Origin of the sequence: Acinetobacter sp. 826659 (genome assembly GCF_000588515.1) — a bacterium.
Taxonomy (GTDB): Bacteria; Pseudomonadota; Gammaproteobacteria; order Pseudomonadales; family Moraxellaceae; genus Acinetobacter; species Acinetobacter pittii.
In genome coordinates this window covers 1-11,747 of record NZ_JFYD01000012.1, presented here as the reverse complement: position 1 = coordinate 11,747, position 11,747 = coordinate 1, and the positions used below count along the sequence as shown (strand labels likewise).

Here is an 11,747-nt window from a genome sequence, read left to right as displayed (position 1 = left end):
GAATGACTTGAGATGGGTATAACAATGATTAATCGTTAGTGAAATTTTATGGCTCAAACGCAAAGTATAGTTAATTCAACGTTAAAGAAATTATCAAAAATAGGTTTATACGGAAAAAAGGTCACTTCTGCCACGGCCGCAATTAGTGAAGGTTTTTATCTAGTTTATCGACATGGGCTTTATAAAGATCCTAATAATCCTGTTAATACACGTTATGTCCAATACTTTTGCCGCCGTTTATGTCAGGTTTTTAATTTAGATATAGAAGTACATGGCACAATTCCTAGAGAACCAGCTTTATGGGTAAGTAATCATATTTCTTGGCTAGATGTTGCAGTTCTAGGTTCTGGTGCACGAGTTTTCTTTCTGGCTAAAGCTGAAATTGAAAATTGGCCTATTCTTGGAAATTTAGCCAAAAGTGGTGGAACGTTATTTATTAAGCGTGGATCTGGCGATTCCGTCAGAATTCGTGAGCAAATTGCTGAATTTTTAAAACAGAATATTCCCGTATTATTTTTCCCTGAAGCGACAACTACAGATGGACATTCTGTAAAAAAAGTACATGGACGATTACTAGGAGCAGCGATTGAAGCACAGCGTCCAGTACAGGTTTGTTTGATTTGTTATGTAAACCGCGATGGACAATTAGATACAGTTGCGCCATTTATTGGTGACATGACATTTGCCGAACATATTCAACGCGTACTTGAAATGCCTAAAGTAACAGCTCATCTGTTAACTTTGCCTCCAATTTCAGTGGAAGGGCATGACGTCAAAAGTTTAACGCGCGAAGTTCAAGAAAAAATGGTAGAAGGTTTGGCCCAACTACATCAGAAAGTACTTAAGCCAAGAAACTAATTACATAAATCCTTCAAGTGGCAGCCATGAAAGAAACTTCATGCCTGCTTTTTGCCACCATTTCATCTCAGGTTCCTGTCTATAAATTACAGGACCATTTGGAGTTTCTTGCTGCCAATAAATGTGATTGTTAGTGTCGAGCTTTAATTTATAAGCATACTTATTTAAATTTTCATCCATTGTATGGTGAATCGTCTTAGCCAGCGATGGGCTATCTAAAATCACACCAATTTCAGTATTTAGGTAAGCTGAGCGCGGATCAAAGTTAAATGAACCAATAAAAACCTGCTCATCTAATGCCATCAGTTTAGTATGTAAACTTGATCGGCTTAGCCCTTTCATATTTACTTTAGCTTTAGTGGCAAGCTCATCTGTATTTTTATTTAGATCTCTTTTATCTGGTGTTGGTAAAAATTCATAAAGTTGTACGCCGTTTTTAAGCAATTCTTTACGATATTTCCCATAAAAGGCATGTACAACAGCAACGTCATTTGCTTTAAAAGAATTCGTTAAAACTCGAACTTCAACACCCTCTTTGGCAAGCGTGCTTAAAATCTTGGCACCTTGTTTTTCAGGAATAAAATAAGCAGAGATTAAGTCAACGTTACTTTCTGGTTTTTCCAAATGATTAATTAACTGGAAATTGAGGTGTTCTTCTTTCTTAGCTTTCGATTTGATTTTATCAGGTGAGTCTTTTACGACTTCTGCTTTGACCCAATCAAATTGAATATTGTGATTTAGCCATTGATCAAATGCATGAGATTTTGCGGTTAAGTTTAAAAAGTTTTGGACGGTAGCTTGTTGATAGTGTGCTTCGAGTTGTTCTTTTAAGCCTTCATAGCGTAAACGGTGCTGCTCAGGACTTACGATACTTTGAACTGAATATGCATATTCATGATTCCAGTAATCATCAAACGAATTTACGATATCATCAACAGCAGCGCCTACCAACATTACATCGACATCAGAAAACTGATAGCTATCGCTTACATTGTAATATTGATTGGTCATGTTACGCCCGCCAATAAGAGCAACCTCATTGTCGGCAATAAAACTTTTATTGTGCATACGACGATTGATACGTTTTAAATCCAGCACCATATCCATCGCACGGTATTTACGGAAACGATAGGGATTAAAAAGCTTAACTTCAATATTTTTATGCTGAGAAAGGGCCAGTAAAATCCCTTCAATTTTTTTTGCATTATTGTCATCAATAAGAAGTCGGACTTTTACACCTCGATCAGCTGCACGAATAATCGCGTGCAAGGCTAAAGCACCAACTTTGTCATTATCCCAAATGTAATATTGTAAATCTAAAGTCTTTTCGGCTTTATCAATCAATCTAAGTCGAGCCGCTAGAGCCTCCAGCGGATCAATTAGAACATGGAAGCCCGTTAACTTTGGATTTTGCTGGCGTAAAGGTGTAATAATTTTGGCAAGTGAAGTCTCAGAGGTATCAATATCTTTTGCATATTGTACTGGTTCAACACCATGTTTTGGCAGAGTACTACATCCTGTCAAACCCACAGCAAAACTTGAACATAGGACTATAGAGGCTTTTATCAAAAAGCCTTTAGCTTGTTGATTCGTTTGAAGCTGTTTGGAATGAAAGGATTGTGCCATAATCAGTACATACGATAAGGTGAGCTAGAGTATAATTCGTGCATATTGAAAGATAAATATTGAATTTGATTACTAGCAATCAATATAAGATAAGTCGAGAGTCGTAATGTGGAATCCAAATTCAATCATTTTTTGTTTTTACTTTATTTTTTCAATACTTGCTCTATGGGGAATTTCTGAGGCTTGGATTCATCAATCACGAACCGAGACGATTCATCCATTTAAAGCTTTTGTACATCTACTCGCATTTTATCTCTCTTATCTACTTATTCCTCTCTGGTTTTTTAATTTATATGCTGCTTGGATTGGTTACTACTCAATTCATCAAGGTATTTTCATCTTTTTCTTAAGTGGCGTGTTAATTTACGCCCGATTTATCGAACCTCATTTAGTCCGTGTTGATACTCATCAATATCGCTTAAACCCAGATCGTAGTTTTGATAAGCCAGTAAAAGTAGCCTTAATTGCAGATTTACATATTGGTTTATTTTCAGGGCATGAACGTCAGCTCAAAACCATAGTTAGAAAATTAAATGAACAGCAACCTGATTTAGTGGTAGTCGCTGGTGATTGGACATATGAGCCGGAAGACAGATTGATTGAAGAGTTAAGAGTTTTAAAAGAAATTCAGGCACCTGTATATTCTGTTCCTGGGAATCATGATGAGCAATATCCTGGCCCACCAATTCAGCAATTATTGAAAGATGCCCTATTTTATAATGAAGTTGTTGATATTGAAGGTAAGATTGTTGATTTCGATGAGTTCCGTTTGATTGGTATTGGTGACCTCTGGGCAGGCAAAACCGATATGCGCTCTATGCCAGATTTACCGCAAGACAAGCCTTGGTTAATTTTATCTCATAACCCTGATACGGTAGATATGGTACCTAAATTACCGAATCGACCATTAATGTTATCTGGGCATACACATGGAGGGCAGGTAGAGCTTCCATGGTTGACTAACTATATTATGAAAAAAGTATCAATTTTAGGTCATAAGCGTGGATTTTACTCTCACGAGCATGCGGATGTCTTTGTTACCGTTGGTACAGGAATGGTTGGAATTCCTTTGCGTTTCAGAGTGCCACCAACCATTGATATTATTGAGCTAGTTTAAAATAAAAAAGCCAATCACAGAGGATTGGCTTTTTTATGAGTTAAATCTACTTATGGAATAACGACAATCGCAACACGTCGGTTAATCGCACGGTTTTCATTGGTTGTATTTGGCACATAAGGTTGCGTTGAACCACGGCCAATCACGTAGATATTTTCTTTTTTAAATCCACGTGTTAAGAAAAGGTTTGCCACACTTTGAGCACGCTCTTCAGATAACTTTTGGTTATATGTAGCATCACCAACATCATCAGTATGACCAACAATTTTCAATTTATTCAAGTCATATTTATTCAATTGATTTGCTAGACGTACTAATTCAGCTTCATGACTTTGTTTTAACTGCGCATTATTAAAGTCAAATAATAAGCGTTCTGGTAAACCTAAAGTCCAGCCTTCATCAGTAAGAACGAAACCTTCTTTTTTGAGCAATTTTACTTGACGATATTTTAATGGACCAAAACTCAGGCACCCTGCAAGAGTAATGCATAGCAATGCAATAAAAGAGAGTTTTAAAGATCTTGTATTCATAGATTAGCCTAAATTTAATTTTCAGGTTTATAGATAAACCAGTGTTCATCCGAATTTTTAGCCTTATACATTGCTTGATCTGCTTGCATAATGAAATCTTCGGGGCTAGATGCAAATTGTGATAAAGCAATACCTACACTGAAACTGAAGTAAATGGTTTGACCATTTAGATGCAAAGGTTCTTTACAGCTTTCGAGTAAATTTTCAGCAATAGATATTAAATGATCAGCATGACTAATGGAATGCAAAATGACAGCAAATTCATCACCACCTAACCTTGCAATAAAATCTTGATGACGCAAACGAGTTTGCAGGCGATTCGCCATTTCTTTTAAAACTTCATCGCCAGCTAAATGGCCAAATTGGTCATTAATTGCTTTGAAGTTATTGTTATCTATAAATAATAATGCAGACTTATTATCAAACCCTTTATCTTCAAACATGTCTAAAAGGATTTGGTAAAAATAATGTCTATTAGGTAATAAGGTGAGCTGGTCGTGATGAGCCTGAAAGGATAATTTACGATTTTCCTTTTGTAGCTGGTTATCCCATATTTGAATTTCTTCAAGTAACTCGTTAAAAACGGTATTTAAATCTTGAAATTCTTTAATTCGGTTATAAGGAAAACGAAGATTATAAGCTTTTTGTTCACTTACAATTTGAGCAATATTAGTAAGTGGGTAAATAGCCTGCATAATTTGACGATAAGTTAAGTTCACTGACCACCATAAAGCGCAAACAATAAACAACATTGCAATCGCAAGCCCTACCATAATCATTTTGAGGAACTGCAATATTTTTTCAGAGCTACCAAAAAGTGTGAGTTCACCTACATTTTGTTCATGATGATAAATTGTAAGATGAACAGGCTCATTTAAAAACCAGTGATCAAACCAGCCTTCTAAAATTGAAGTTTGACTTGATAATTTAAAACTTTGGGCGATCAGATGATGTTCTGAATCATAAATATGAATAGTACGAATTGAATGATCATTCGTATATTCATTCAAAATCTGCTCTATTGTAATTTTATCATTAAACACGACTGCAGGCTGAATACGCTCTAATAGAGTATGACTAAGCAATTGCAAATTCTGTTTGGCATAAGTTTCCATAGTAAAAACGGAAATTGAGACAAACGTAAAAGAGCAAATAAAAAAAGTAATAGCAAAAATAGTAAATTGAGATTTTCTAAATAATGCGTGTAGTGAAGTGGACTGATACAACTTTGATATCATGATCCTTACTCCGCATTCTTAGCCAAGAGTAATACTCTCGGATCAATATGGACTTTGGAGTGACTTAAAGCATCTAAGTTAACTTTAAAGGTAGTGTAATTATTCTGAGTATATAAACAAAAGATACTTCCTATCTCGCACTCTGAATTATTAATACTTAAAGAAAGTAAAGAATGATAAGGATAGTTTTGAATAAGGTTTTGTTGTTGCTGCGGAGAAGTACTAGAAAAATAGACAGCCTGACAATGTGACCGAGCAAAATCTTTCGCATTTACAGTTTGAACACGATAATTATAAGACATTTGCTGGATGTAAGATTGAAAAGTAGATGTAATAGAAGGGTTATCAATTACACAAAGAGTAGGAGTATTTACATTCTCCCACTTACTGTAGCTTAGGATAGATAAAGTAAGTACATAGAAATTATGTTTTGAATTGGCATAACAAGGCCCACTCGTAGCAAGCACTACAAGTATGCAAACAAATACTTTTTTAGCGAACTGCCACATGGTGAGTTAATGCCAAACTATTGCACGAATAATCTATTCTACATGAAGTTGATAACGTAAAAAAAGTTTAATATCTCATCTAAAAGTGACCAAAAAGCTTAAAAATTGTCCAGTTGATGATATTGATTTAAAAAAAGGGTTGCAAAGGGAATGAGATGGTCTATAATGCACATCCATCGGCGGTGATGTAGATAGAAACTTGTTGAAAAACAGTTACTTGTGATTAAGTTGATTACTTTAAGTGATGAATTTGATGGTAAGTTGGTTTGAGAGATGAGTTTTAAAAATATCGAAATTACCTGTTGACTTTTAAGAGATTAAGAGTAATATAGCCGACCTAGCTTGCTGGTGACGAACCAGGAAGAAGATCATTAAGAGAATTGAAGAACAACTTGTGTGGATTTTTACTGATTGATTAATCGAAATAATTTTCATTGATTGATTGGTTTAAATTACTCGAAGTTTATTTGAGCGAAATTTAAGTCAGTAATTGATGAGCCAGAATTGGCACCTTGTCTTTAAATAAGGTGCAAAATGATTTTAACTGAAGAGTTTGATCATGGCTCAGATTGAACGCTGGCGGCAGGCTTAACACATGCAAGTCGAGCGGAGAGAGGTAGCTTGCTACTGATCTTAGCGGCGGACGGGTGAGTAATGCTTAGGAATCTGCCTATTAGTGGGGGACAACATTTCGAAAGGAATGCTAATACCGCATACGTCCTACGGGAGAAAGCAGGGGATCTTCGGACCTTGCGCTAATAGATGAGCCTAAGTCGGATTAGCTAGTTGGTGGGGTAAAGGCCTACCAAGGCGACGATCTGTAGCGGGTCTGAGAGGATGATCCGCCACACTGGGACTGAGACACGGCCCAGACTCCTACGGGAGGCAGCAGTGGGGAATATTGGACAATGGGCGCAAGCCTGATCCAGCCATGCCGCGTGTGTGAAGAAGGCCTTATGGTTGTAAAGCACTTTAAGCGAGGAGGAGGCTACTTTAGTTAATACCTAGAGATAGTGGACGTTACTCGCAGAATAAGCACCGGCTAACTCTGTGCCAGCAGCCGCGGTAATACAGAGGGTGCAAGCGTTAATCGGATTTACTGGGCGTAAAGCGCGCGTAGGCGGCTAATTAAGTCAAATGTGAAATCCCCGAGCTTAACTTGGGAATTGCATTCGATACTGGTTAGCTAGAGTGTGGGAGAGGATGGTAGAATTCCAGGTGTAGCGGTGAAATGCGTAGAGATCTGGAGGAATACCGATGGCGAAGGCAGCCATCTGGCCTAACACTGACGCTGAGGTGCGAAAGCATGGGGAGCAAACAGGATTAGATACCCTGGTAGTCCATGCCGTAAACGATGTCTACTAGCCGTTGGGGCCTTTGAGGCTTTAGTGGCGCAGCTAACGCGATAAGTAGACCGCCTGGGGAGTACGGTCGCAAGACTAAAACTCAAATGAATTGACGGGGGCCCGCACAAGCGGTGGAGCATGTGGTTTAATTCGATGCAACGCGAAGAACCTTACCTGGCCTTGACATAGTAAGAACTTTCCAGAGATGGATTGGTGCCTTCGGGAACTTACATACAGGTGCTGCATGGCTGTCGTCAGCTCGTGTCGTGAGATGTTGGGTTAAGTCCCGCAACGAGCGCAACCCTTTTCCTTATTTGCCAGCGAGTAATGTCGGGAACTTTAAGGATACTGCCAGTGACAAACTGGAGGAAGGCGGGGACGACGTCAAGTCATCATGGCCCTTACGGCCAGGGCTACACACGTGCTACAATGGTCGGTACAAAGGGTTGCTACCTAGCGATAGGATGCTAATCTCAAAAAGCCGATCGTAGTCCGGATTGGAGTCTGCAACTCGACTCCATGAAGTCGGAATCGCTAGTAATCGCGGATCAGAATGCCGCGGTGAATACGTTCCCGGGCCTTGTACACACCGCCCGTCACACCATGGGAGTTTGTTGCACCAGAAGTAGCTAGCCTAACTGCAAAGAGGGCGGTTACCACGGTGTGGCCGATGACTGGGGTGAAGTCGTAACAAGGTAGCCGTAGGGGAACCTGCGGCTGGATCACCTCCTTAACGAAAGATTGACGATTGGTAAGAATCCACAACAAGTTGTTCTTCATAGATGTATCTGAGGGTCTGTAGCTCAGTTGGTTAGAGCACACGCTTGATAAGCGTGGGGTCACAAGTTCAAGTCTTGTCAGACCCACCATGACTTTGACTGGTTGAAGTTATAGATAAAAGATACATGACTGATGATGTAAGCTGGGGACTTAGCTTAGTTGGTAGAGCGCCTGCTTTGCACGCAGGAGGTCAGGAGTTCGACTCTCCTAGTCTCCACCAGAACTTAAGAGAAGTTCGGATTACAGAAATTAGTAAATAGAGATTTCGGTCTTGGTTTATTAACTTCTGTGATTTAAGTATCACGGTATTAAGCATGACCTGACGAAGGCGTGTTTATTCATTAACAGATTGGCAAAATTGAGTCTGAAATAAATTGTTCACTCAAGAGTTTAGATTAAGCAATTAATCTAGATGAATTGAGAACTAGCAAATTAACTGAATCAAGCGTTTTGGTATATGAATTTAGATTGAAGCTGTACAGTGTTTAAGTACACAGACAACAGATAGTAGCGATGAAGAATCGCACGGACAACACTCACTTGTAGGTGTTGACGACTGTTTGGGGTTGTATAGTCAAGTAATTAAGTGCATGTGGTGGATGCCTTGGCAGTCAGAGGCGATGAAAGACGTGATAGCCTGCGAAAAGCTCCGGGGAGGCGGCAAATATCCTTTGATCCGGAGATTTCTGAATGGGGGAACCCACCTACTTTAAGGTAGGTATTGCAACATGAATACATAGTGTTGCAAGGCGAACGAGGGGAAGTGAAACATCTCAGTACCCTTAGGAAAAGAAATCAATTGAGATTCCCTCAGTAGCGGCGAGCGAACGGGGATCAGCCCATTAAGTTATGTGTGTTTTAGTGGAACGCTCTGGGAAGTGCGAACGTAGAGGGTGATATTCCCGTACACGAAAGGGCACACATAATGATGACGAGTAGGGCGAGGCACGTGAAACCTTGTCTGAATATGGGGGGACCATCCTCCAAGGCTAAATACTCCTGACTGACCGATAGTGAACCAGTACCGTGAGGGAAAGGCGAAAAGAACCCCTGTGAGGGGAGTGAAATAGATCCTGAAACCGCATGCATACAAGCAGTGGGAGCACCTTCGTGGTGTGACTGCGTACCTTTTGTATAATGGGTCAGCGACTTATATTCAGTAGCAAGGTTAACCGTATAGGGGAGCCGTAGGGAAACCGAGTCTTAATAGGGCGTTTAGTTGCTGGGTATAGACCCGAAACCAGGCGATCTATCCATGAGCAGGTTGAAGGTTGGGTAACACTAACTGGAGGACCGAACCCACTGTCGTTGAAAAGCCAGGGGATGACTTGTGGATAGGGGTGAAAGGCTAATCAAGCCTGGTGATAGCTGGTTCTCCCCGAAAGCTATTTAGGTAGCGCCTCGGACGAATACCATAGGGGGTAGAGCACTGTTTCGGCTAGGGGGTCATCCCGACTTACCAAACCGATGCAAACTCCGAATACCTATGAGTACTATCCGGGAGACAGACTGCGGGTGCTAACGTCCGTAGTCAAGAGGAAAACAATCCAGACCGCCAGCTAAGGCCCCAAAATCATAGTTAAGTGGGAAACGATGTGGGAAGGCATAGACAGCTAGGAGGTTGGCTTAGAAGCAGCCACCCTTTAAAGAAAGCGTAATAGCTCACTAGTCGAGTCGGCCTGCGCGGAAGATGTAACGGGGCTAAAACTATGTGCCGAAGCTGCGGATTTGACATTAGTCAAGTGGTAGGGGAGCGTTCTGTAAGCCGATGAAGGTGTATTGAGAAGTATGCTGGAGGTATCAGAAGTGCGAATGCTGACGTGAGTAACGACAAAACGGGTGAAAAACCCGTTCGCCGAAAGACCAAGGGTTCCAGTCCAACGTTAATCGGGGCTGGGTGAGTCGACCCCTAAGGCGAGGCCGAAAGGCGTAGTCGATGGGAAATTGGTTAATATTCCAATACTTCTGTGTAATGCGATGAGAGGACGGAGAAGGTTAAGTCAGCCTGGCGTTGGTTGTCCAGGTGGAAGGATGTAGGTATGTATCTTAGGCAAATCCGGGGTACTCTATACTGAGATCCGATAGCAAGCTGTACTTGTACAGCGAAGTGGCTGATACCATGCTTCCAGGAAAAGTCTCTAAGCTTCAGTTACACAGGAATCGTACCCGAAACCGACACAGGTGGTCAGGTCGAGTAGACCAAGGCGCTTGAGAGAACTCTGCTGAAGGAACTAGGCAAAATGGTACCGTAACTTCGGGAGAAGGTACGCTGTTGTTGGTGATGGAACTTGCTTCCTGAGCTGACGACAGCCGCAGAAACCAGGCCGCTGCAACTGTTTATTAAAAACATAGCACTCTGCAAACACGAAAGTGGACGTATAGGGTGTGATGCCTGCCCGGTGCTGGAAGGTTAATTGATGGGGTTAGCGTAAGCGAAGCTCTTGATCGAAGCCCCAGTAAACGGCGGCCGTAACTATAACGGTCCTAAGGTAGCGAAATTCCTTGTCGGGTAAGTTCCGACCTGCACGAATGGCATAATGATGGCGGCGCTGTCTCCAGCAGAGGCTCAGTGAAATCGAAATCGCTGTGAAGATGCAGTGTACCCGCGGCTAGACGGAAAGACCCCGTGAACCTTTACTGCAGCTTGACACTGAACTTTGACCTTACTTGTGTAGGATAGGTGGGAGGCTTTGAAGTTGGAACGCTAGTTCCAATGGAGCCGTCCTTGAAATACCACCCTGGTAATGTTGAGGTTCTAACTCTGTCCCGTTATCCGGGACGAGGACCGTGTCTGGTGGGTAGTTTGACTGGGGCGGTCTCCTCCTAAAGAGTAACGGAGGAGTACGAAGGTGCGCTCAGCGTGGTCGGAAATCACGCGTAGAGTATAAAGGCAAAAGCGCGCTTAACTGCGAGACCCACAAGTCGAGCAGGTACGAAAGTAGGTCTTAGTGATCCGGTGGTTCTGTATGGAAGGGCCATCGCTCAACGGATAAAAGGTACTCTGGGGATAACAGGCTGATACCGCCCAAGAGTTCATATCGACGGCGGTGTTTGGCACCTCGATGTCGGCTCATCTCATCCTGGGGCTGAAGCAGGTCCCAAGGGTATGGCTGTTCGCCATTTAAAGAGGTACGCGAGCTGGGTTTAGAACGTCGTGAGACAGTTCGGTCCCTATCTACCGTGGGCGCTGGAAATTTGAGAGGATCTGCTCCTAGTACGAGAGGACCAGAGTGGACGAACCTCTGGTGTACCGGTTGTGACGCCAGTCGCATCGCCGGGTAGCTATGTTCGGAAGGGATAACCGCTGAAAGCATCTAAGCGGGAAGCCTACCTCAAGATAAGATTTCCCTAGGAATTTATTCCTCTAAAGAGCCGTTCGAGACTAGGACGTTGATAGGTTGGATGTGGAAGCATAGTGATATGTGAAGCTGACCAATACTAATTGCTCGTGAGGCTTGACTATACAACACCCAAGCAGTTGTATATGAAGCATCAATCAATTCATAAATATGCAAAGCAACTTGATTTAGTTAAACACTTAGCTAAAATGAACAACGAAAATCAGACCAATCAGCCCATCTGTAAAGATTTGGAAAACGCAACGTATCACACAGTGAATAAAACGAAGCAAGTATCCATAAACAGTTGTGCTGGCGACCATAGCAAGAGTGAACCACCTGATCCCTTCCCGAACTCAGAAGTGAAACCTCTTAGCGCTGATGGTAGTGTGGGGTTACCCATGT

Annotated in this window: 6 protein-coding genes, 2 tRNA genes and 3 rRNA genes; 7 read left to right on the top strand and 4 right to left on the bottom strand. The window is 41.6% G+C overall.

All coding sequences use genetic code 11. The features are described from left to right. Positions 1-48: 48 nt before the first annotated feature. Positions 49-858: a lysophospholipid acyltransferase family protein gene (locus J663_RS17770; protein ID WP_032006019.1), complete on the top strand. Its 810-nt coding sequence runs from the start codon at positions 49-51 to the stop codon at positions 856-858. Here J663_RS17770 and J663_RS17765 read toward each other — a convergent pair whose 3' ends face one another. Continuing rightward, positions 859-2,484, bottom strand: a complete 1,626-nt coding sequence (locus tag J663_RS17765) for a phospholipase D family protein (RefSeq protein WP_033851333.1) — start codon at positions 2,482-2,484, stop codon at positions 859-861. 106 nt (positions 2,485-2,590) lie between these two features. On the opposite strand from J663_RS17765, the gene J663_RS17760 reads away from it, so the two are divergent. After that, on the top strand, positions 2,591-3,601 hold the full coding sequence (locus tag J663_RS17760) for a metallophosphoesterase (protein ID WP_032006015.1): 1,011 nt from the start codon (positions 2,591-2,593) through the stop codon (positions 3,599-3,601). Between the two features lie 50 nt (positions 3,602-3,651). On the opposite strand, the gene J663_RS17755 is transcribed toward J663_RS17760, so the two are convergent. Genes J663_RS17755 through J663_RS17745 form a run of 3 tightly spaced genes read right to left on the bottom strand, consistent with a single transcriptional unit; the run spans position 3,652 to position 5,878 of the window. Further along, positions 3,652-4,131 carry an OmpA family protein gene (locus J663_RS17755; RefSeq protein WP_002117846.1) on the bottom strand — a complete coding sequence of 160 codons (480 nt, stop codon included), beginning with the start codon at positions 4,129-4,131 and terminating at the stop codon, positions 3,652-3,654. Positions 4,132-4,145: 14 nt separating this feature from the next. Beyond that, positions 4,146-5,369 carry a diguanylate cyclase domain-containing protein gene (locus J663_RS17750; RefSeq protein WP_005065229.1) on the bottom strand — a complete coding sequence of 408 codons (1,224 nt, stop codon included), beginning with the start codon at positions 5,367-5,369 and terminating at the stop codon, positions 4,146-4,148. A gap of 5 nt (positions 5,370-5,374) precedes the next feature. Beyond that, positions 5,375-5,878: a YfiR family protein gene (locus tag J663_RS17745; RefSeq protein ID WP_002117836.1), complete on the bottom strand. Its 504-nt coding sequence runs from the start codon at positions 5,876-5,878 to the stop codon at positions 5,375-5,377. A gap of 541 nt (positions 5,879-6,419) precedes the next feature. On the opposite strand from J663_RS17745, the gene J663_RS17740 reads away from it, so the two are divergent. From J663_RS17740 to rrf, 5 genes are all read left to right on the top strand, one after another. Next, positions 6,420-7,957, top strand: a 16S ribosomal RNA gene (locus tag J663_RS17740). A 59-nt stretch (positions 7,958-8,016) separates the two neighbouring features. Continuing rightward, a tRNA-Ile gene (locus J663_RS17735) sits at positions 8,017-8,093 on the top strand. Positions 8,094-8,148: 55 nt separating this feature from the next. After that, positions 8,149-8,224: transfer RNA gene (locus tag J663_RS17730), tRNA-Ala, on the top strand. 352 nt (positions 8,225-8,576) lie between these two features. After that, positions 8,577-11,467: ribosomal RNA gene (locus J663_RS17725) — 23S ribosomal RNA — on the top strand. Between the two features lie 186 nt (positions 11,468-11,653). Continuing rightward, positions 11,654-11,747, top strand: a 5S ribosomal RNA gene (gene rrf, locus J663_RS17720); the annotation flags it as partial.

What these genes read in the sequence shown, in the direction of transcription:
- J663_RS17770 (WP_032006019.1), top strand. Translation starts at nt 49, where the DNA reads ATGGCTCAAACGCAAAGTATAGTTAATTCAACGTTAAAGAAATTATCA.
- J663_RS17765 (WP_033851333.1), bottom strand. Translation starts at nt 2,484, where the DNA reads ATGGCACAATCCTTTCATTCCAAACAGCTTCAAACGAATCAACAAGCT.
- J663_RS17760 (WP_032006015.1), top strand. Translation starts at nt 2,591, where the DNA reads ATGTGGAATCCAAATTCAATCATTTTTTGTTTTTACTTTATTTTTTCA.
- J663_RS17755 (WP_002117846.1), bottom strand. Translation starts at nt 4,131, where the DNA reads ATGAATACAAGATCTTTAAAACTCTCTTTTATTGCATTGCTATGCATT.
- J663_RS17750 (WP_005065229.1), bottom strand. Translation starts at nt 5,369, where the DNA reads ATGATATCAAAGTTGTATCAGTCCACTTCACTACACGCATTATTTAGA.
- J663_RS17745 (WP_002117836.1), bottom strand. Translation starts at nt 5,878, where the DNA reads ATGTGGCAGTTCGCTAAAAAAGTATTTGTTTGCATACTTGTAGTGCTT.